Below are 21,954 nucleotides of genomic sequence, written 5' to 3' on the forward strand. Positions count from 1 at the left end.
GGATAATTTAGGCGAACTAATTATACTTAGAACGTTCGCGGTGAAACTAATAAGGTGTTGATATGTCGCCGCACGAGATATTTTTGCTGTTCCGCTAAAAACTGCTCAGGACAGATGACAATTCCCGAACCAATGCCATCTACAAGAGCGATAAGTGAATTGGCTTCAAAGATTAAATCTAGCTCAGATCGAATCAGCTTAGCTGTTTGTAAGGCTGCTAACTCTTGATAAATAATCTGCCGTAACAAATCATAGCGTTTTCGATGTTCCTTAACTAAGTGTTCTCGTCCAACAGAATAACCCAAGAACGCCAACCAAACCTTCCAATCATCTCTATCAGTCCCATCCAAAGGTAAAGCCACAAAGATCATCTGTTCTAGTCTATCAACTCCATTCTGCTCTTCAACACAAGCACTCATGAATTCTATGACATTTTTAAATACTTGTTCTAGAGCAAACAGAATGAGTTCTTCTTTATCTCGAAAGTAGTGGGTGACAACCCCAGTAGAAGAGCCAAGTTCTTGCGCGATCGCCCGCATACTAGTGCGATCCAATCCTTCGCGAACAATTACCTGCCATGCTGCCTTGGCGACTTCAATGCGACGATCTTCATAACTCATAGGTTTACAGCAACATGAAATAATTATCTTGACATTTTATCATAACAGTTGTTATGTTTGCATTATAATAACTGTTGTGATGGAAACAGGATTTACAATGATTAGATTAACTTCACAAGATGACACAACAGCTTTGATCTCTTTGGCAGAGGCGACTGGTTTATTTGAGCCAAGTCAAATAGGGTCTCTCTCTCAAATGCTTATTGACCACTTCAACGATAAAGCTAAAACTCAAGACTTCTGGTTTACTGACTACGATAACGAGCCAGTGAGTATGGCATATGTTGCGCCAGAACGAATGACTGAGGGAACATGGAATTTATATTTGATCGCTGTGCATCCTCTTCATCAGAGACAAGGTCGCGGGAAGTCAATGCTGCAACATGTTGAGAAGATGTTAACGAAAAAAAATGAGCGGATATTACTAGTGGAAACTTCTGGAACGGATGATTTTGAGTACGTTAGGGAGTTCTATCGCAAGAGTGGATACGAGGAAGAAGCGCGGATTCGAGAGTTTTACGCGGCTGGAGTTGACAAAATCGTTTTCCGTAAGAGGCTGAACTAACTTAGAGCGATCGCCTAAAACTCACGACTCAGAGGAATAGCGAGAGTTATTTCGGTATATTTTAAGAATTTAAACAATATTGATGTTTCGACAGTCAAAGTGAAACAATAGCATTTGAATATCTTATAGCGATTTGCAGTCGATTTTTTAAAAGCCTTTAAAAATAAGGCTTTTCCTAAAAGATTCAATGCTCCAATTTCCCAAAAACGTTAAATATCAACAAGAGTAAGGATTATGAAAAGACTCATTGTATGCTGTGATGGAACTTGGCAAAAGCTAGAAAATAATGGAGCTAGCAATGTCGTCAAAATCACACAAGCAATTCGGGCAAACGACGATCCAGGTACGCATCAAGTCGTTTTTTATGATGAAGGTATTGGCACGGAAGGTGATTTTCTGGAGCAATTTGGAGGTGGTGCGTTTGGCGTGGGTATTGATCGCAAGATTAAAGGCGCCTATCGTTTTTTAAGCTTGAATTATGAGGATGGTGATGAAGTCTATCTGTTTGGATTTAGTCGTGGTGCTTATACAATTCGCTGTTTAGCGGGATTTATCTACTGCTCTGGACTGCTAAGGCGGCAGTATATTCGTAAGGCTCCTGAAGCCTATGAACTCTATCGCAATCGCGGAGATGACGCCAAACCAAATAGCGATCGTGCAATACAATTTCGTCAAAATTATGGAGATCGAGTACCAATTCGCGCATTATGCTGCTGGGATACTGTAGGTTCCTTGGGTATTCCCGATTTAATTCCCTTCTTTCCGTTAGATAACTGGATCAATAAACAATACGAATTTTTTGATACAAAACTCAATCGCTATATCCAAAATGCTTTTCATGCGATCTCGATCGATGAAATCCGCAAGTCATTTCCTGTAACACCAATGAACCTTAGTAAGGATGCTGACACTAAAATTCAACAATTGTGGTTTGTAGGCGAGCATGGCTGTATTGGCGGAGGTACTGAAGCTACCTATGGTTTATCGGATATTACTTTAGATTGGATGATGAAACAGGTTGAGGATCTGGGACTATCTCTTGATCGCCACCGTCTTGAATATAAACTCAATCCTCGCTTTGATACATTCTTTGATAATCAACCTTCTAGTGTATTCAAATTGGATGGAAAAGTTTGGCGAACAGTGGAAGGTGGTATTTTGGCTTTGCATGAAACGGTAAAGCTCCGTTGGAAAAAGGATTCCCTTTATCGACCAGAAAATCTGTTGCATTTGAGTAAAGAGCTTGATGCATAGATAGTAGAGGCGATCCATGAATCGCTTCTACTATATTGTTAAATTATTACTCCCTTCCGATTGAATAATTAGGCGTGCGCGGCTTCGCTGGGCACGCCTAATTATTCACTTTATAATGCCTGTTTTTTGGGTGAGAAGGGAGTAAGGCAGCATGTAAAAATAACTTAAGCAACTTATTTGTTAGATTTATTTCATATATTGCTTGCCTGCCATACTCGTCCTACTTTCTGAAGTTCCATTGGAAATAGTAGTTCTATCTCAAAATGCTTAAGTTGTTTTTACAAGATTCCTAAGAAAGCACACTTTTGGTAACGAGCATTATCCAAAACGAGAGTAATGGGGATAGTCAAACCCAAAGCCGATAGGCTCTATAGGTGTTTCGGGGAGTTCAAACATGATAAACGGCTAAATGCATTTAATGACAGGTGTTTCAGGCATCAAAGACATCCGAGGCTAAAACTATTACACATCAGGCATTTCAGCTATTTAAGCTAAAGCACCTCCCCGAAACACCTATTGAGCCAAGATGTTTTGGGGTCGTCGGTGAGAGCAAAGTTTTGAGCAGATTCTGGAGTCTAAAATGAAGTTACATTCACGATCTAAATAAAGCTAGCTTATGCAAGACCCTAGACAGGAAATTAATGCCAGAGCTTCTATGCCTTTGGAACAGCGAAGGAATTGGTATTCTCCTGTTGCTGATATCTATTACAACGCAAGACCAAACTATCCAAAGGAATTGGTCGATCAATCCGTCGGTTTAGTTCAGCTTTCCTCAGAGGCATCGATTCTTGAGGTCGGCTGTGGTCCAGGAAATGCAACAGTGGCTTTTGCTCAATTTGGTTTTTCGATGACGTGTCTTGAGCCAAACCCAGATTTTTGTCATTTGGCAAGACGCAACTGTATGCTGTACCCGAATGTTGCAATCCACAACACCTCATTTGAGGAATGGAAACTAGAGGAAAAACAGTTCAATGCCGTTCTAGCTGCCAACGCCTTTCACTGGATATCGCCAGAGATTCGGTATGCCAAGGCTGCGTTGGCATTACACAACAACGGGTTTCTGATCCTGCTTTGGAATTTGACCCCTGAACTGAAATACGAAGTGTATCAAGAGATCGAGGAAGTGTATCAAGCTTATGCTCCCTCATTTGTCCGATATGAAGGCGCGGAAATTCAAGCGGAGACTTTGCGGGGATTTAGACAAGAAGTTTTAGACTCTGGTTATTTTAAGGAGTTAATTTTCAAGCAAACCGCGTGTGAAGTCACCTATGGCATTAATGATTACCTTAAGCTGTTAAGTACCCATCGGGGACTAGAGCCACAAGCGGAAGCGCTACTATTTGCAGGATTGCGGGAGAAGCTAGAAAAAATGGGAGATAGTGTGCGACTCTCGTTTCTTTCGGCTGTTCATGTAGCTCGCAAAGACAAGTAATTGACAAGCGATCGCCTAGAAATCACGTTTCACAATAATAGCGATCGTTAAAACCAACTAATTCTCATCTTTATTTCTGGCTCTCCAGAATTTTCTTCGCATTCAAAAGCCCTTGATGTTGCTCTTTACTGAGCGTAGGATACTTGAGATCCAGTTCCTTTAACTGCGTGTAAATGATACCCGCCACAACCAGACGAGTAAACCATTTGCGATCGCTGCGAGTATGTGGGCGATCGGGCTTACACCTAAAGAACATAGCGATCGGTTTAACGGGGCTGCAAGTATTGTTCTCCCATATTTGATAGGCATCCACTTGAGCGATATACAAGCGAAATTAGGTAGATAAAGCCCAAATTCTTGTACCGCCTACCACGCGGGTAGTGTAATATTTTCGGTTTTAAGTTTAGACTTGAGTAGAAATCGCGAAGGGAAGAGCGCAAGCACCCATGAATAGACCCGAAGATATTCCCACCCTATGGCAAAACTCTCGTAATTGGCTTGGAATGCAGATGGGCGTAGACGAACATCGTAAAGCCGAGGTGTATTTAGAAATCTCACAGGCTGCGACATTACGCGATGCTTCCTACTGGCTTCAGGTTGTTTTTGCGGCTGGTATCGCCACCCTTGGGCTGATTCTCAATAGCCCCGCCGTAATTATTGGCGCAATGCTAATTTCTCCCCTCATGGGACCGATCCTCTCCTTAGGGCTTTCCCTCGCAACTGGGGATTTTGTCTTGCTGGCGCGGGCGATCGCTAATCTAACTTTGAGTTGTACGGTTGCGATTAGTTTTGCGGTCATTCTGATTTTCTCGTTGCCTTTTAAGGAAATTACTAGCGAAATCGTCGGACGTACTCAACCAAACACCCTCGATCTGGTAATCGCCCTTTTTTCGGGAGCCGTTGGCGCACTAGCAACCTGTCGTCCTATCAAAGGCGTGGTCAACTCCATCCCAGGAGCCGCGATCGCCGTTGCCCTCATGCCACCTCTATGCGTAGTTGGCTATGGCATCGGTACTGCTTTAAGCCTAAATCTATCTGATGGCTTCCAAACTGCAAGGGGCGGAGGATTGCTATTTCTCACTAATCTGGTAGCGATCGCCTTTTCCTCATTGCTTGTTTTTCTTGCTCTACATATTGATACAGATACAGTGCGGGAAAAAGTGAGGATTTGGGAAGCAAACGATCCTGAAAGCGACAACATTCAAAAATTTCTTGGTAACTATCCATTTTTACAAAAATTACGCCCCATCGGTAGCTTGCCAGGAAGGTTGCTGGTAGGTTTGTTAGCGGTTCTAGCGCTTTTAGTTCCCCTCAGTAATGCCTTTGGTCGCTTAGGTAATGAAGTCGCTCAAAAACAACGGCAGAACTTTTTACGGCGCAATGTCACAGAGATCTGGCAAAAAGATTTTGGCACTCTTCCCGATGGACAGCCTCGCTCTACAATTGAACGAGTTTCTATTCGTGAACAGGATCGGCTGATCAACTTACAGCTAAATATTTTCACCAGCAAACTTTACTCACCTATAGAAAAAGAACAATATATTAAAGAACTTGCTCAAAAAATTGACAAAGAACCAAAACAAATTCGATTTACGCTAAACGAGATTCCGATTGCTTCCAACGAAGTTCTGACTAAACAAGAAGAAGTTCGCGCATTAGTAGAAACTCCTACCCCCAATTTCAAAGAATTACAGGTCAGTCTCTTCCAAAAGCTGAATGCTTCTCTCAGCGATCTTGCCCTACCGCCGCAGGTTAATTTATTAGACTATGCTCTGACTACAAGTAAAGCCCAGTCAATGCTAGTTGTGATTACCTATCTCAGCGATCGCGATATGAGTGATGATGCGCGTTCGTTAGTGATTCAAGATATTCGCACTCGATTAGATATCAAAGATGCGAATGTCAAGTTAGAACATATCAATACATCAGCAGGAGAAATTCTATTTGAAGAGGATAAATCTATCCTTCCATTATCGGCAAATAGCACATTAGACAAAATCGGCACTTTACTTAAAAATTATCCTTCACTCAGCCTAAACATATCAATTTCTCGCCGCAGTTCAGAGCAACTCGGTTTCGAGAAATCACGATATAACGGGATCGCCTTATATCTATTTACAAAATGGCAAATCGGACAAGAACGGCTCAAGTTATCCTTCTTGTCAGGACTTTCTAGTGAATTGATTCCCATCAAATTACCGCAGGATGGTAGAACATTGTTACGTTTAAATGCAAACAATTAATTCCTAGAGCGATTTGCACCTCTTACTTAAATGAAATAGATTCTAATGCTTCAAAGCGATCGCCTGTAAAATGTACTTCAGAAAATTTCTGTAATTGCAGTTTGTCAATACGTCGCTGTACTTGTGCCGAAGTCGTTACAATCCAAACTTGGCGATCGCGGTTCACTGCATCTAAAACTATTGTTTCTATCGCTAGAGTAGCTGATACCCCAATTGCAGGCACTTCACTCAAGTCCAAAATCAAAGCTTGATAATCTTGAACGATAGACATACTCTGAGAAATATTTTTTGCAGCCCCAAAGCTCAGAGGTCCTCCCAACTGAAACAGCAAAATATTACCCTCAGCAAGAGCTAATAATTTCTGTTCTTCAGGTTTAAGGTCGTGGGCATGAATGGGATCGGTAGTAGCTTGGATGCGATCGCGCTGTACATCAGTCAAACGCTTGATTGTCAATAGATTGGCAATAAACGCACCCACAACAACAGCATGCTGAAGCAGTGGCGGCTATGGCTTTAGATATGCAAGAAGTAATTAAGCGATTCAAGTTCGACGGACATAAAGAGTTGGAACTGCGAATTGGCATTAATACTGGAGTTGTAGTTGCTGGTGTAATCGGGCTACGGAAGTTTATCTATGATTTGTGGGGAGATGCGGTTAATATTGCTAGTAGAATGGAATCTCATGGGATTCCTAGGGAAATCCAAGTTTCAGAAGCTACTTATCAACGACTCATGCACAAGTATGCTTTGGAAGAGCGCGGACTAATTCAGGTAAAAGGAAAAGGTGAAATGAAGACATATTTTCTGCGATCGCAGATCAACCAAATTAATCTTTCCGATCAAAAAAGCTTGCAGTTAGCCAAGGAATCTTAGCTAAACATCAGTACTCTAACCCAAGTTGCTACCTATTAGTAAGGTGGGCAAGGCTCACCCTACTTAATCCATATTTACACCAAAAATTACTAGATATTTAAATAAAAAATAGTGGCATTCTGGAGTCCATAGGCTAGTGTGAAGCTGATTTTCTGCAATTTTTTGTAGGTAGCAACTTGGGTTACGCTAAGTAATATCTCTATGTGCATAAGGAGCAAAAATTTAATAAAACCCAAAAGAGAGTTGCAGCGCAAAGCGCTGTAAATTACGATAGTCCGCAAGATTTCCGCATTAAATTTTATTTGAGCTAATCATGACAACGATTGCTTACCTTGGTCCCGCAGGTACATATTCAGAAATAGCAGCTTTGCAATATATACAACTTAGCCATCCAGACTTAGAGCATGATCCTGCGCGGATGTGTCCCTATCCCACCATCCCCCAAGCAATTAATGCTGCTGAGCATGGCAATGTGGATATTGCGGTAGTACCTGTGGAGAACTCGATCCAAGGTGGTGTAACCATGACTCTTGATAGCCTCTGGCAATCGGAATCTTTGCAAATCCAACAGGCGATCGTCTTGCCGATCGCCCATGCGCTGATAACCCGTGCTCAGGCTTTTACAGATATCAAAGTTGTCTATTCCCATCCTCAAGGTTTAGCTCAATGTCAGCAATGGCTCGATCGTTATTTACCCACTGTGCAACAAATTGCCACCGACTCCACCACCGATGGCTTGCATATTGTCGCTGAAGATGTGACTGTGGCTGCGATCGCCTCGCAACGCGCCGCTGAAATTTACAACTTACCAGTTCTGAAATTTCCGATCAACGATCAGCCTGATAATTGCACCCGTTTTTTAGTCTTAGGGCGGACTGCACCCACGACTAAAGGCACACATTCATCGCTTGCCTTTAGTCTCAAACGCAATATGCCAGGAGCCTTAGTCAAACCTTTATTAGTATTCGCCGATCGCCAAATCAACTTAAGCCGCATCGAGTCCCGACCAACTAAGCGATCGCTAGGAGAATATATTTTCTTCCTCGACATCGAAGCCGAGATCGATGATCCTAACTTCAGTGAGGCCTTACAAGATCTTCAAGCCGTTACCGAAAATCTTAAAATTCTTGGCAGCTATGCCATTACCTAAGTAAAAAGATTGCGCAAAGCGCACTCTTTTTATGTTTTAGATTGGGCAAGACGCTTATTCCGCATCAGTACATTTGCACCTTCATTAGTTTGCTCAATTACTAATAACGGTGTTGGTTTAGCCGTTTGATCCCAACTAATCACCGCTAGCCGCCCCTGAATTGTGGGTTGCCAATTTCGATTAGCATCCGAGGCAACCACAAAATTTTCCAAACCTGTTGCTAATTCCTTGAGAATACTTTGTGAGCCATTGACAGGAATTTTCGCGAGCTTTACATGTATGCGAAAAAGTGTACGAATTTGTGAGTCATCGCGATGTTCAGGTTGATACGACACATCAAAGACCACATCGATTTTACGAACATTACCGCTTTCTTCTTCGGTTGGCATCAGCGCGGGAGCAACTTTTTGGCGGAGGTTGACTTTCATTTGAGCCAAGATAATTTCACAAAAATGTGGCTCCTCCATTCTCATACTGAGATAGTCAAGATTAAACTCACGAGAATGGATCAAATCAGGATTAAGCTCTTGCTCATCGATAGTATGCAGCGCTAGTTTAAGCTTTTTTGCAAGTTCGTTAGTTTTCAACCTTTCAATCTTCAATAGTTGTCGGTTTTTTCGCAATTGCCAGTAGTAATAGGCGGTCGCGCCGATCGCTCCCCATAGCAAGACCAAAAGTAAACTCACGCCAACTGTATTTTGCAGTGGCAGAGTTGATTGTTCGATCGTTCCTAGTAAACCTTCGCGATCGCTGGTTTTCACGGATATCACAGTTTTTGATGCGTACAACATAGCAAAGCCCCAATCATTTAAATCGAAATATCAGAAAGCTAACTTTCTTTTCACTCCCCTCTTATTACTATTCCCACAAAACTCAAGGAAATTAATTGCCGTAAAAGAGAATGGGGTATTCCTAAAAAGGAAAGGATTTAAATAGGTAAGGATAGGCGGCGCGAAGCGCCGCCTATCCTTACCTATTTAGCACTACCGAGAATGGGACGCTTTGCGTCCCATTCTCTTTTAATTAACTTTTGTCAAATTTGCAATTTTCCATTTGCTATTTTCAAAAATTAACGTACAAATATATCTACCTCTTGATGGCTGAGACTGTGTGCGATCGATTTTGCCATTGACATAAAGTGTCGGACTCTCAAAGATCTCTACAGTTATATTCGCTTGATTATCTTGAATACCAAACGAACCTGCGCGGCTGACCGTAAATTCGCCATAGCTATAAAAAGCATTATTGCTTTGCAACCAATCGATCGATCCCTTGCGCTTTTCGTAGGCTTCACCTGTAGTTAGTTCGGCAAGCAATTGACGATCAAAAGGTGGGGCAAACATTTGATTTTTACTAGCTACCAAATTATTCACGATCGCAACGGCATCAGCCTCAGACAAAGGCTCGATCGGCACTTTTGGTGAAGCTTTGGGCGTAGGACTAGCCGAAGCTTTGGCAGTAGGAGAAGGCGTGGGACTAGCCGTAGCCGTAGGTTCAATAGCTTGCGGACTAGCTACATCTGTCGGGCTAGGACTTGGGGTAATAGCAGCATTGTTAGAAGAAGAATTAGGAGTGGTCTTCTCGACAATCGGTTGAGGATTTGGCTTTTGAGTTGCGATCGCCACACCGATCGAGATCGCAGTCGCAAAGGCTCCACCCCAGACTGCAATCCATAAACCTTTATTACTGTGATTACTGCCATCATTACTATTGGGTTGTGGCGCATAAGCCTGCACAGTTTGCGAAGATAGCGGCTCAGGTGCGGGATGGCGATTTACAGGCACAGTATGGATCGGCGAATTTGGAACTTGCCATGGCTGGATCGGTTTATAGACCTCAGTTGGTGGAATTGTTGGCGGACTATTGGACAACAATTCCGTACCCAAATCGCTATTGTTATTTACACTGACAATGGTGGACTGAAGACCATTTGCCGCGTTACTTACTGGTTGATTTGGTAATTGGCGATCGCTTAATGTTGTCAAAAGCTTGCGAATCTCGGCCGCTGATTCATAGCGATCTTTGTAGTGATAGCGAGTCATCTTGGCTAGCACATCGACTAATCCCGACTTGTTTGGGACAAGATGCTGCCAAATTAATTCCCCCGTTTGATAATCTTCTTGCAATTCACGGGGCGGTAAACCTGTCAGGGCTTGAATGCCGATCACCCCGATCGCATACAAATCACTATTCGGTCGCGGTTTGCCTTGAGCTTGCTCACTGGGCATATATCCCAAAGTCCCGATCGCCACTGTCGCCGCAGTCTGCCCCTCTTGATTAAGCTGCGTTTGCACCTGTTTAATCGCGCCAAAATCGATCAGCACCAACTTGCCATCAGATCTACGACGAATAATATTATCTGGCTTGATATCGCGATGAATTACGCCGTGGCTGTGGGTATATTCCACAATACTTAACAAGTCATCTAATATCTGAAAAACTTGCGTTTCACTAAGCCGATAGCCGCGTACTAGCTCTAACTCTAGCGATCTCCCCTCGACAAACTCCTCCACCAGATAAAACTCACCCGCCTCCTCAAAATAGGCAAGTAAACGCGGAATGCGATCGTGATGCCCTAACTGAGCGAGGGTTTGCGCTTCACTGGTAAATAATCGATTTGCGACTTTTAGATATTCGCGATCGCTACTAGCAGGCTTGAGATGTTTAACTATACAAAGCGGCTCATTCGGTATCCGCGTATCATGGGCTAGATAAGTATGACCAAATCCACCCTCACCCAACTTGCTAGCTATGCGGTAGCGTCCATCAAGTAATTGACCAATCATGCTTGACTCCATCTCTGCAATAAATATAGCAACCGCCAAGGCGGTTAAGACATAAAATCCCAAAATTAGAGGTGTCACAAAGTGACACCTCTAATTTTGGTGTTCCTAAAAAGGAAAGGATTTAAATAGGTAAGGATAGGCGGCGCGAAGCGCCGCCTATCCTTACCTATTTAGCTCTACCCTAATTTTGGGCTTTTAGAAGCCCCAGAAATTTCATGCTTCACGATTTAACGACACCTTGGTTTATGATGGATAAGCTGTAATGCCTAATAACTGAAATTAAAGTGTTAATGTCAAAAAATGACATGGCGCAGAATAGACATATAGCTTTTTAGAGATAGTTTGTAGACAAGGACTAGTAAACTGCTAGCCGAACCAGTTGTTTTGATGATTTATGGCTAGATACACTCAACATTTCTTAGTTGAAATCGCTCCCGAAAACCTACATTCAACGATTCTTAAAACGTTGGAATCTTGTAGCTTGGTAATTACCTATGAAACCGACGACTATGTAATTGCTCAAGAAATAGAGACTAATGCTTCATTCGCCAAAATGGTAACGGTAGAAGTCTTGATTCATCGTTCTGAAATTGAAGGCAATCAAGCAAAATTGACTAGCGTCACCAAAAACGCTGAGCTGCCCCTGCGGCTTAATAATCACTGTCACGGTATCTCTGATCGCGTTTCTAAAGCATTCTGTGACAGTCCAGAATGGAAGCTATTAGAAGTTACATCAGGATATTAGACAGTATCAATGGGAATAAATGGCAAATTACTATCGTGTACTCGCCGAGAATCGGCAAGCTAGATTTAATTACGAAATCCTCGAAACTCATGAAGCGGGTATCGAGTTACTTGGTACTGAAGTAAAAGCAGTCAAGGGGGGACAAGCAAATCTAAGAGACGCTTATGGGATCGTGCGGAAGGGGCAGATTATGCTGCTAAACATGTATATTCCGCCGCACCGCACTACCAGTGTGTATTTTAACCATGAGCCAACGCGCACACGCCGCCTGTTATTGCATAAAGATGAAATCCGCAAGTTGATCGCTGAAGTCCAGCAAAAGGGTTTAACCTTAGTCCCGCTCAAGGTTTATCAAAAAGAGGGCTGGATTAAAGTGGATCTTGCTGTTGTGCGTAACAAAAAATTGCATGACAAACGCGAAGACATGAAAAAGCGCGACGATAAACGCGAAATCGAACGAGTCATGAAAAATCATTAAAAGCAAAAACGGCGCATTGCGCCGTTTTTGCTTTTAATGGGTTGCCATCATTTCTAATTCGTAGAGACTTGCGTACAAACCTTGTTTAGCAATCAGTTGATCGTGAGTGCCAGATTCGACTACTTCGCCTTGCTTAAGTACGAGAATGCGATCGACATTGCGAATCGTCGATAGACGGTGGGCAATGATGATTGTGGTGCGATTAATCAAAAGTCTATCTAAGGCTTGTTGAATCAAAAACTCGGTACTGACATCAAGGCTAGCCGTTGCTTCGTCTAGAATTAAAATTCTAGGATCGCGAATGGCGGCTCTGGCAAAAGCTAGCAATTGCTTTTGTCCACCAGAGAGATTTGTACCGCGCTCTCGGACTTGCGTTGCATAGGCTTCGGGTAGATCTTGAATGAAGCGATCAACATTCATCAGTTCGGCAGCTTCAACCACTTGCTCGATCGCATAGTCTTCACCGAGCGTAATATTGTCTTTTATATCACCAGAAAACAAAAAGGCATCTTGCAAAATCACACCCACACAACGCCGTAATTCCGCTTGGGGAATTTCGCGAATATCAATGCCATCAATCAAAATTCTGCCTTTCGTTGGTTCATAAAGACGAGATAACAACCGAATAATTGAGCTTTTACCAGCACCCGTGGGGCCAACGAGGGCAATTTTTTCACCTGCTTTGAGGGTGAAGGTAACATCCTTAAGGACATACTCATCAGGCTTGTAGCCAAACCAGACATGGTCAAAACAAATTTCGCCAGTGCCATCAAGGGGAAGAGTTTTGGGATATTCAGGATCGCGAATATCGATCGGTTCTTGCAAAATGGCGTTAATACGTTCAACCGCCGTAAATCCTGCTTGAATTGTGGTGAATTTCTCAGCTAGTTGACGAATTGGGTCAAAGAGACGCTGTGAGAACAGGACAAAAGCTGATAGCTCACCGAAAGTAAGATTTTTCTGGACAATTTGTCCACCTCCTAGCCAAAGTACACCAGCGATCGCTACTAGAGCAATCCATTCCAACGTTGCTGATACGGCGGAGTCATGAAAAACTGTGCGGTTTACCTCAGCCACATATTGCTGATTGACTTTGAGGTGTTGCGCGGAGTTAAACTTTTCGCGACGAAATAACTGAACGATACTCGCGCCAATAATATTTTCTTGAAGAATCGAGTTGAGTTCCGACAGGCGATCGCGGGCTTTGAAATTGGCTTTGCGATACTCGTACTGAAAATAAACAATTAATGCTGTAACTGGGATGACCATTGCTAAGAGCAACAGCGCTAAATCCCATCGCAGCAAGAACATAAATATCGCGATTGTCCCAATCGCTGCAAAATCGCTAAGGACACCCACCGCACCAGTCGCAAATACATCACCTAACGCTTCGACATCACTAGTTAAGCGTGTAATCAATTTGCCAACAGGTGTGCGATCAAAAAAACTAGTTGATAAGGAGGTAACGTGACGGAACAAATCAGTGCGAATATCCGCCGTAATTTTTTGTCCGACCTCTTGTACCAAGTAGCCCTGCCAAGACTGAAACGCAAGACGGACTGCGATCGTCAATAGAATGACTAAGCATATCCACCGCAAACCCAACAAATCGCCGCTTTTAATTGGACCATCGATGGCTTGCTGTACCAGAATTGGCTGGACGGCACTAGCGATCGATAAAGGCACAAGTAAAAGCAGTGATATGACAAGCTGTTTAGAATTTTGCTTTGCGTAAGGCAATAAGCTCAACATCAATCGCCAGTCATTACTTTTGACTAGCTTTGAAGGCTGAGATTTGGCAGAGCTAGCGTTGGAAGTGTTGATCACTATTCGAGATCCCTGTTACCTGGGTTGCGAGATGGATCGCTATTGAGGAAGCCAAATACGAACAAGCTGATAAAGAATATGACAGTGATGTAGACCACTATTTTTAAAGTGAGCATAAATAAATAATCTCCGTATAAATATCTAAAAATTTATCCTATGTTCAATCTTATAGGAAAAGATGGGAATTCCTTATACTTGCTTAAGATCCGCTATTTACTATTAAGTATAAATACTTAAAATCTAGAATTAGGGGAAGTCTGTCACATTGCTTTTAGGTTGGAAAGACTTGTCCTAAAAGTTGCGATCGCTCGATATATAGGGATACTTGAGATGCGATCGCCTTTAATAGCTTTTCATCTAAAGCTGAATAAGCAAGGGTAATTTCTTGCACATTCTCCGCTGTAATTGAAATATCTTGAACTTTACGATTTATTAACTGAAAAACCCCGATCGTACTTTTTTGCCAGTCAAACATGGGAACGGCTAGAACAGAGCGGGTGTGGTATTCAAGATCATAATCAAACGTCTTGTGGTGTTGATATATCGCATCATCTGGTAAATCATGGGCATCGGATAGATTCAGCGTCTCGCCCGTCATCGCCACATAGCCCACGATACTATCTTGATTTAGTGGAACTGCAAAGTTGACCAGCGATCGCTCAGGCTGCGAGTCATTTTGAGCAACTTCAAAGCAGACTGTATGGACTGGGGCAGAGCGATCGATTAGATAAATACTACCTGCGTCACTTGCCGTCATTTTGCGAGTTGTCGCTAATGCTAACTCTAAAAAAGCTCTTAAGTCATTACTACTAGATAAAGACATGGATAAAGCCAACAGATCATCAAGCAAGCATTTGTAATAATGCAGATGCTCTAAGACCTGAAGATTGGAGGGGGAAATATCTTCAGATGTATCTGGTTGCCAGCCTAAATCAGGAATCATGGATCTCGCCAATATCTTTAATAATGTCCCGCTCAGCACAAATAATACCTATTCTCAAAACGGCGTTGTCATTTTGAGAATCCAAAAACCTTAATGAGCTTGTTTTATAACAAAATTTTGGAAATTTAGTCTTAGCAGCACAAGCTATCCGAATAATACTAGCAAAATCACATCAGAAAATTACTAAAAACATAAAGTAAAGGGCAAGCGCTTGGTGCTGCCCTTTACTTTATTTAGTCTTCTTCGTCATCATCAAATTGCAGATCATCGATTGGATAGACATCTGGCCAAGCCGATGCACCATGTTCGTAAACATCAATACCAATGCGATCGGCTTCAGGATTGACTCGTAACAGTCCAACAGCATTGAGTGCGCCAAACATTAAAAATGAGAATATAACAACAAAGATGATAATCGCTACTTCACCACCGAGTTGTACTCCGAGCAAATCAAAACCTCCTCCTAGGAATAGACCAGCTTTTTTATTCATCGTTAATGCTGGGTGTCCAAATAAGCCAACACAGATTATGCCCATCATGCCGCATACGCCATGCACCGCAAATGCGCCAACAGGATCGTCAATTTCAAACCATTCAATAACATCTACAGCAACGAGTACAAGGACACCAGCCACTGCGCCAATTAAAGCTGCCGCCCAAGGCATGACATAAGCACAGCCTGCCGTAATCGCGACTAAACCAGCGAGTGAGCCGTTTAGTCCACAGAATAAGTGCCACTGACGAATGCGAAAGTAAATGTAGAGAAATGCGGTCATCGCCCCAGCCGAAGCAGCTAGAGTCGTATTAACAACAATCAATCCCGCTAGTCCAGGATTACTGAGCGTCAGGGTTGAACCAGCATTAAACCCATACCAACCAAACCATAAAATCATCGTGCCAATCGTGGCATAGCCTAGATTATGAGCTGGTGGGATTTGTCCCCATACCCGATCGGGGCGAGGACCGAGAATATATGCACCAACCAAAGCTGTCCACCCACCCACAGTATGTACGGCAGCATCTCCTGCAAAATCATGGAAGCCGAGCTTATATAACCAACCACCATTGTTCCAAGCCCAATGCACGACTATGGGATACATTACAGCTCCCATGATAAAGGCGTAAATTAAGTCGCCTTTAAAATCAGTCCGCTCAGCCATTGACCCTGTGGTGATCGTACTCGCGGTTGCGGAAAAAGCAAACTGAAAGAAGAAAAGGGTGAATGTACTAACTGGCGCAGTCGAACCGCCCGCCCCCATTGCATATTCGATCGCGCCATTACTGATCGTCAATGCGTTATTTAAAAAGAACCCGTCTGTCCCAAAAAAACCATTGCTAGTTGTACCGAAGGCGATCGCAAAACCCGTAACCCACCATGCTAAGAGGGTAATAGCCGCATCAACAAAGTTTTCGGCAAGTGTATTTACAACCCCAGTCTGTCTGACTAGCCCTGCCTCCAGCATGGCAAATCCACATTGCATAAAAAACACTAAAAACCCTGTGATTAGTACCCAACCAGTATCAACCGATAGCTTTAGCTCATTTGTGCTTTTAGTTAAAGATTCCAATGTCCCCGTCTCGATCGCATGGGAGATCGTTGGCGTAAATGCAGCAAATATCGCTGCCCCGATCGAGATCGCTAAAAAACGCGCCAAATAATTCTTTCTTTTTGTTGTCACTTTTGCCATGATTTAGATCCATACACCACTATTTGGATTGTTGAGTATTTAAATCTTGTCTTGAAGATTTTAGATTGGCTGCTAAGTACCCTAAAACAATTAAAAATTCATAGCCAAAATCTGTATCGCCCGCATATCTGGGGGCAAAGATTTTTGGGTTTTATATTTAATTGTTCTAGGGTACTTAAAACATCAACGAGATTAATCATTGCAGGATGATGATTTGATCGGTTGATGCTTTTTATAAAGTTTTATTCCCCTAAAATCTGTTAATCCGTCGCTTATCCCCTTAATCAAATTTTCAGAGGCTGCTAGAGAAATAACAGCAAAGTTAATTTTGCAAATAGACGTAAGTTTAACCCTACTTTCTTATACGTTTAAAGGATGATCTATGAAAGTGTCGATAAGTACAGTCAACCTTGTGGGGGTTGCAACGATAGTCTGCAGGTTTTACCAGTACGTGTGATCGATGTCACAGTAAGCATGTTTAACGATCGCAGTTTTGTTGTGAGCTGAGTCACTACTAACAGCAGAAAAAAGAAAGATACTCTACTCACTAGCGACGTATCTACATAATTTCTCCCCGCAAGAATGCCTCCTGCGGGTTTTTTATGTCAAAAGATAGAGACTGCGCTTTGCTCAGTCTCTATCTTTTGGATCGTAAACAATTCGTTACAATATTATGTAGAAATTTACCAACGCAAAAAACTATGTACCTAACATGGCTAGACAGTAATTCTTGGCTGATCGAGATTGCAGGCAAACGGATCTTGCTTGATCCTTGGCTAGTTGATGCCCTGATGTTTGGTAATGCTGCGTGGTTTTTCAAATCTGAGCGACGGACACCAAGAGAAATACCAAAAAATATTGATTTGATTTTGCTGTCACAGGGCTTGCCAGATCACGCTCACCCTGCAACGCTTAAGCAACTCGATCGCCAAATTCCTGTGGTAGGTTCACCGAGTGCTGCCAAACTAGTTAGGGAATTGGAGTATAAGCAAGTTACAGCTCTTGCTCATGGTGAAGTATTTAGCATTCCCAATCTTCTAGAAATTAGAGCCGTTCTGGGTTCTCCCACTGGGCCAAACACCTTTGAGAATGGCTATATTTTGAAGGATCTCGTGGAAGGAACTTCTATTTATTACGAACCTCACGGCTATCATGCCGCCGCAATTCAAGAATTTGCACCTGTTGATGTGGTGATCACACCCACAATTGATTTGAAGTTGCCTCTAATTGGTACAGTCATCAAAGGACAGCAAGGTGCTGTGCAGGTTGCGAAGTGGCTGAAGCCTCAAGTAATGTTGCCAACTGCGGCAGGTGGCGATTTGACCTATAGCGGGTTCTTGCTAAATATTTTGAAGGCAGAAGGAACGATAGATTCTTTGCGATCGCTATTTATAGAAAATAATATTTCCACACAAGTGATTGAGCCTAAACCTTGGGAACGCTTTGAAGTCAAGCTCCAGAAATTAGCCGTTATATAAAAAAGGGAGCGCTAAGCGCTCCCTTTTTTATATTTTTAGAACTTGACTGAAGCAGTTTTCTTTTCAGGTAGTTGCGTGTATTCGGCAACGATTTTACGAAACTCTTCGCCGTCTAAAGTCTCTACATCTAGCAGAATATCGACTAGGCGATCGCACAAGTCACGATTTTCTTCGATCAAGCGCTTGGCGGTGTCGTAACAGGTTTGGGCAATCTGACGAATTTGACGATCAATGCGATCGCCTAGTTTGACCGAATAATCATTTTGAGGCATCATATTGCGTCCCAAAAAGACCTCGCCGCTTTCGCTTTCGAGTGCGCCCAAACCCAAATCAGACATGCCAAATTGAGTCACCATCAATCGCGTTAGCCTTGCGACTTGCTGAAAATCGCCCGATGCACCTGTGGTAATTTCAGCATCACCAAAGACTACTTCTTCGGCAGCTCTACCACCGAGCATCATTGTAATTGTGTCCAGAATCTGCGATCGCGACTCTAGACCATATTCTTCATCGGGCACACCTTTGGCAAACCCACCAATACCGCCAGAGCGAGGCACGATGGTGATTTTGTCGAGCAAAGATGCATTTTTAAGCAAGGTCATTACTAGGGCATGACCAACTTCGTGATAGGCAACCAAACGTTTTTTGGAGCTATCGAGCATTGGTTTCATGGTTAACCCAATGGTAATGCGATCGATCGCATCGGCAATTTCTAGTTCCCCAATCGCCTCTTTATAACGACGTGCTGCCAAGATTGCTGCTTCGTTTAACAGGTTAGCCAAGTCCGCACCTGCAAACCCAGGAGTCAAACGAGCTACTGACTCAAGGGAGACACTTTCCTCAAGTTTTTTGTTGCGGGCATGGACTTTGAGGATTTCTTGACGACCTTTATAGTCGGGATAGTCAACTGTAATTTGGCGATCAAAACGACCTGGTCTGAGCAAAGCGCTATCTAGTACATCAGGGCGGTTAGTTGCGGCTACGACGATCACACCCGAATTACCTTGAAATCCGTCCATTTCCGTGAGCATTTGGTTTAGGGTTTGCTCACGCTCATCGTTGCCGCCGCCGATGCCCGATCCACGTTGCCGACCGACTGCATCAATTTCATCTATGAAAATGATACATGGAGCATTATCTTTGGCTTTTTGGAATAAATCACGGACGCGGGAAGCACCCACACCCACAAACATTTCTACAAACTCTGAACCTGACAGCGAAAAGAAAGGAACCCCCGCCTCTCCTGCGATCGCCTTGGCTAATAGGGTCTTACCTGTCCCTGGAGGACCAATCAGCAAAACGCCCTTAGGGATTTTTGCGCCAACCGCCGTAAAGCGATCGGGCTGTTTAAGAAATGTAACGACTTCCTGTAATTCTTCTTTTGCCGTATCAATCCCCGCCACATCCTCAAACATGATCCCCGTTTTTGCTTCAGGAGAGAACCTTGCCTTAGTTTTGCCAAAGCTGAGGGTCTGTCCAGGCCCACCAGGAGCATTGCTGAGGCGGCGTAACACCATTAGTAATATGAAAATCAACAGCATTGGCACAAAAAATGTACTCACCAGTTGCCAAATTAAGGTTGGCTGCTGAGGAGCTTTCACCGCTGTATCGACACTATTTTCCCGTAGAGCCTTCATTAACTCGGTATTGCCATCACGGGCAATTAAGTCAACCCTGACCTTGCGCCCATCTTTCAAAACTGCTTCTGCGGCAAGCCCGTTGCTTTCTAAATCGATTTTTTGAACTCGATTTTCTTTCACATTCGCGAGCAGCTCGGTATAGCTGATAGTCACAGCGCTTTCAGCATCAGCTTGTGCAGATACTGGTAAGGTGGTCGCTACACTTTGCAATATGGCTAAACTTACGACTGTTGTTTTGACGCGCCGCCAAAAGTTTGCCAAAAAGATTTTTTTTCCAGAAGACATCACTGCCTGTCGCTCCTTATTGCCCCGTCGATGCGGTAATCGGTTGACTTAACTATTTAACTAGTCTAATGCATTAGCTTAAAACCTGTCATACAGATAAACCCAGAAGAATAGTTGCGCGTCAACAATTCTTCTGGGTTTTAGCGCAAACTTAACTGGCGACAGCTAAGTACCTCGACATAATTAAAAAAACAAAGCCAAAATCTGTATCGCCCGCGCAGCGGGCGATACAGATTTTGGGTTTTATATTTAATTGTGCCTAGCCACTTAGTATGAAAACTTTATTCAGAAAGGAAAAAATAATGAATTGGATTGTTGCCAAGATTAAATGGATTATGCTTGTGTCTGGTTTGCTGACTTGCACATTGTTTTATGCCGCGATCGCACCACAAGCAGCACTGCGATCTACATTTGGCGATTCTTTAGAGGGGCAACTCGCAGAAATTATCGTGCGTAACTGGGGCGCGTTGATTACGCTAGTCGGTGTAATGCAAATTTATGGAGCATTTAACCCTCCGATGCGGAGATTTGTTTTGGTTATAGCATGTGTTAGCAAGTTGACTTTTATTAGCTTAGTCCTGATTTACGGTAGACAATATCTCGCACAAGCAGGGCTTGCGATCGCGATCGATTCGGTAATGGTCATACTGTTTATCATTTATATGTTTAGCGATCGTCAAAAAGTCACCAAGAAAATATAGCGACATTAAAACCAATTTTGAGGTTTTCAGCGCCGCAGGCGCTGAAAACCTCAAAATTGGTTTCAAAATTGAGAATCGCCTCTCTAATTTTTTGGGTTTTATGTTAAGAAGCGTAGCAATTCTAGAGAAAGATAGATTTACTTCATATTCTCTATAGCGCTATGAGACAATTACAATAAAATACACGCAAGCAACGCTACGCATATTCATATCCATGAACGCCACAACAAATATTCAGCCCTTTTCTGCCGACGATTTTGCCAACGCCCTCGCCGAACATAACTACGAATTTGCCGTTGGGCAAACGGTGAAGGGAAAGGTTGTGTCAGTAGAAAGTAGTGGCATTTATGTCGATATTGGCGCTAAGTCTTTAGGTTTCCTTCCCATTGAAGAAGCAACTCTCAGCGGTGCTTCGCGCTCTAATAATGATGCTTTCCCCATCGGTAATGAGTACGAATTTCTGATCATCAGTAGTCAAAATGCTGATGGTGAAGTAAAGCTATCGGTGCGTCGTTTGCTATTCAAGCAAGCTTGGCAGACTCTCCGTGATTATCAAGCGGAGTCGAAAGTTTTTGAATGTCGGGTGATCGGTACAAACAGCGGCGGTGTAATCGTAGACTCTGTTGGTTTACGAGGCTTTGTACCGCGATCGCATCTTTCTGACACTTCAGATCTCGCTAAACTTATTGGCAAAATGCTGCCTGTGATGGTGTTAGATGCCGACGAGACTCGCAAAAAACTGGTACTATCTAACCGCCAAGCCGCCAAACTCGCTGCGATGAACCAACTGGCTAAGGGACAACTGATTACTGGTCGAGTATCCAACATTCGACCTTTTGGGGCCTTTGTTGAATTTGCTGGAGTTTCAGGGCTGTTACATGTCAAGGAAATGAGCCAAAAGCCCGTCGGCGATCCTACTCGTGTATTTCAAATCAATGACATGATTAAGGCTGTCGTCGTCGATATTGATGAATCACGCGATCGCATTGCTCTATCTACTAAAATCCTTGAGCTTCATGCTGGCGAAATGCTCGATAACTCAGCGCAAGTATTTGCTGAAGCCGAAGAGCGTCTCGAAAAAAATATCAGCAAACTCTGGGAAGCTTAACCACCAAAAAATTAGGCGGTGCTAAGCACATCGTCTAATTTTTTGGTGTTGCGGGCGCAAAGCGCCTGCAAATCAATTGCATCGGAGAAAGAACTAATCTTCTAGGTTTTAAATTTTTTCGTAAGAGTATTCATTTTT

Annotated in this window: 21 protein-coding genes; 11 read left to right on the forward strand and 10 right to left on the reverse strand. The window is 43.1% G+C overall.

What is annotated here, in order from left to right; genetic code table 11:
- Nucleotides 1-26: 26 nt before the first annotated feature.
- Nucleotides 27-620, reverse strand: coding sequence for a TetR/AcrR family transcriptional regulator (locus APA_RS16295; protein ID WP_201323312.1), 594 nt, complete (start codon nucleotides 618-620; stop codon nucleotides 27-29).
- 97 nt (nucleotides 621-717) lie between these two features.
- Between APA_RS16295 and APA_RS16300 the strand changes: the two genes are divergently transcribed.
- From APA_RS16300 to APA_RS16310, 3 genes are all read left to right on the forward strand, one after another.
- Entirely contained in the window at nucleotides 718-1,185 is a 468-nt protein-coding gene (locus tag APA_RS16300) for a GNAT family N-acetyltransferase (RefSeq protein ID WP_201323313.1), read from the forward strand.
- 234 nt (nucleotides 1,186-1,419) lie between these two features.
- Nucleotides 1,420-2,439 carry a DUF2235 domain-containing protein gene (locus APA_RS16305; RefSeq protein WP_201323314.1) on the forward strand — a complete coding sequence of 340 codons (1,020 nt, stop codon included), beginning with the start codon at nucleotides 1,420-1,422 and terminating at the stop codon, nucleotides 2,437-2,439.
- A gap of 616 nt (nucleotides 2,440-3,055) precedes the next feature.
- On the forward strand, nucleotides 3,056-3,871 hold the full coding sequence (locus APA_RS16310) for a class I SAM-dependent methyltransferase (RefSeq protein WP_201323315.1): 816 nt from the start codon (nucleotides 3,056-3,058) through the stop codon (nucleotides 3,869-3,871).
- Nucleotides 3,872-3,941: 70 nt separating this feature from the next.
- Here APA_RS16310 and APA_RS16315 read toward each other — a convergent pair whose 3' ends face one another.
- Nucleotides 3,942-4,199, reverse strand: a complete 258-nt coding sequence (locus APA_RS16315) for a hypothetical protein (protein WP_201323316.1) — start codon at nucleotides 4,197-4,199, stop codon at nucleotides 3,942-3,944.
- Between the two features lie 118 nt (nucleotides 4,200-4,317).
- Here APA_RS16315 and APA_RS16320 point away from each other — a divergent pair, with 118 nt between their 5' ends.
- Entirely contained in the window at nucleotides 4,318-6,114 is a 1,797-nt protein-coding gene (locus APA_RS16320; RefSeq protein ID WP_201323317.1) for a DUF389 domain-containing protein, read from the forward strand.
- A 22-nt stretch (nucleotides 6,115-6,136) separates the two neighbouring features.
- Here the strand turns inward: APA_RS16320 and APA_RS16325 are convergent, their stop codons facing one another.
- A complete protein-coding gene (locus APA_RS16325) occupies nucleotides 6,137-6,553 on the reverse strand; it encodes an STAS domain-containing protein (RefSeq protein ID WP_201323318.1) in 417 nt (138 codons plus the stop codon).
- A 68-nt stretch (nucleotides 6,554-6,621) separates the two neighbouring features.
- On the opposite strand from APA_RS16325, the gene APA_RS16330 reads away from it, so the two are divergent.
- Nucleotides 6,622-6,987 carry an adenylate/guanylate cyclase domain-containing protein gene (locus tag APA_RS16330; RefSeq protein WP_201323319.1) on the forward strand — a complete coding sequence of 122 codons (366 nt, stop codon included), beginning with the start codon at nucleotides 6,622-6,624 and terminating at the stop codon, nucleotides 6,985-6,987.
- Between the two features lie 313 nt (nucleotides 6,988-7,300).
- Nucleotides 7,301-8,137 (forward strand): prephenate dehydratase, encoded by an 837-nt coding sequence (pheA, locus tag APA_RS16335; RefSeq protein ID WP_201323320.1) that lies wholly within the window; start codon nucleotides 7,301-7,303, stop codon nucleotides 8,135-8,137.
- 29 nt (nucleotides 8,138-8,166) lie between these two features.
- Here pheA and APA_RS16340 read toward each other — a convergent pair whose 3' ends face one another.
- The gene (locus APA_RS16340; protein WP_201323321.1) at nucleotides 8,167-8,928 is read right to left on the reverse strand and encodes a hypothetical protein; all 762 of its coding nucleotides are present in this window, start codon (nucleotides 8,926-8,928) and stop codon (nucleotides 8,167-8,169) included.
- A 228-nt stretch (nucleotides 8,929-9,156) separates the two neighbouring features.
- Complete coding sequence (locus tag APA_RS16345; RefSeq protein WP_201323322.1) at nucleotides 9,157-11,001, reverse strand: protein kinase; 1,845 nt, start codon at nucleotides 10,999-11,001, stop codon at nucleotides 9,157-9,159.
- A 316-nt stretch (nucleotides 11,002-11,317) separates the two neighbouring features.
- On the opposite strand from APA_RS16345, the gene APA_RS16350 reads away from it, so the two are divergent.
- Together APA_RS16350 and smpB are read left to right on the forward strand one after the other, a co-directional pair.
- Nucleotides 11,318-11,668 carry a hypothetical protein gene (locus APA_RS16350; protein ID WP_201323323.1) on the forward strand — a complete coding sequence of 117 codons (351 nt, stop codon included), beginning with the start codon at nucleotides 11,318-11,320 and terminating at the stop codon, nucleotides 11,666-11,668.
- Nucleotides 11,669-11,687: 19 nt separating this feature from the next.
- Nucleotides 11,688-12,146: an SsrA-binding protein SmpB gene (gene smpB, locus APA_RS16355; RefSeq protein ID WP_103667036.1), complete on the forward strand. Its 459-nt coding sequence runs from the start codon at nucleotides 11,688-11,690 to the stop codon at nucleotides 12,144-12,146.
- Between the two features lie 33 nt (nucleotides 12,147-12,179).
- On the opposite strand, the gene APA_RS16360 is transcribed toward smpB, so the two are convergent.
- The 4 genes from APA_RS16360 to APA_RS16375 form a co-directional block, all read right to left on the reverse strand.
- Nucleotides 12,180-13,898 (reverse strand): ABC transporter ATP-binding protein, encoded by a 1,719-nt coding sequence (locus tag APA_RS16360; protein WP_201323348.1) that lies wholly within the window; start codon nucleotides 13,896-13,898, stop codon nucleotides 12,180-12,182.
- Nucleotides 13,899-13,972: 74 nt separating this feature from the next.
- On the reverse strand, nucleotides 13,973-14,089 hold the full coding sequence (locus APA_RS16365; RefSeq protein WP_071590106.1) for a photosystem II reaction center protein I: 117 nt from the start codon (nucleotides 14,087-14,089) through the stop codon (nucleotides 13,973-13,975).
- Between the two features lie 155 nt (nucleotides 14,090-14,244).
- A complete protein-coding gene (locus tag APA_RS16370; protein WP_201323324.1) occupies nucleotides 14,245-14,916 on the reverse strand; it encodes a GAF domain-containing protein in 672 nt (223 codons plus the stop codon).
- Between the two features lie 233 nt (nucleotides 14,917-15,149).
- Nucleotides 15,150-16,604 (reverse strand): ammonium transporter, encoded by a 1,455-nt coding sequence (locus APA_RS16375; protein WP_201323325.1) that lies wholly within the window; start codon nucleotides 16,602-16,604, stop codon nucleotides 15,150-15,152.
- A gap of 701 nt (nucleotides 16,605-17,305) precedes the next feature.
- Between APA_RS16375 and APA_RS16380 the strand changes: the two genes are divergently transcribed.
- Complete coding sequence (locus tag APA_RS16380; protein WP_201323326.1) at nucleotides 17,306-18,082, forward strand: MBL fold metallo-hydrolase; 777 nt, start codon at nucleotides 17,306-17,308, stop codon at nucleotides 18,080-18,082.
- 35 nt (nucleotides 18,083-18,117) lie between these two features.
- Here APA_RS16380 and ftsH read toward each other — a convergent pair whose 3' ends face one another.
- Nucleotides 18,118-20,007 (reverse strand): ATP-dependent zinc metalloprotease FtsH, encoded by a 1,890-nt coding sequence (ftsH, locus tag APA_RS16385; protein WP_201323349.1) that lies wholly within the window; start codon nucleotides 20,005-20,007, stop codon nucleotides 18,118-18,120.
- 302 nt (nucleotides 20,008-20,309) lie between these two features.
- On the opposite strand from ftsH, the gene APA_RS16390 reads away from it, so the two are divergent.
- A complete protein-coding gene (locus APA_RS16390) occupies nucleotides 20,310-20,708 on the forward strand; it encodes a hypothetical protein (RefSeq protein ID WP_236579610.1) in 399 nt (132 codons plus the stop codon).
- Between the two features lie 214 nt (nucleotides 20,709-20,922).
- On the forward strand, nucleotides 20,923-21,816 hold the full coding sequence (locus APA_RS16395) for a S1 RNA-binding domain-containing protein (protein WP_201323327.1): 894 nt from the start codon (nucleotides 20,923-20,925) through the stop codon (nucleotides 21,814-21,816).
- Nucleotides 21,817-21,954 lie beyond the last annotated feature (138 nt).

It is taken from the genome of Pseudanabaena sp. lw0831, assembly GCF_016584665.1.
Lineage (GTDB): Bacteria > Cyanobacteriota > Cyanobacteriia > Pseudanabaenales > Pseudanabaenaceae > Pseudanabaena.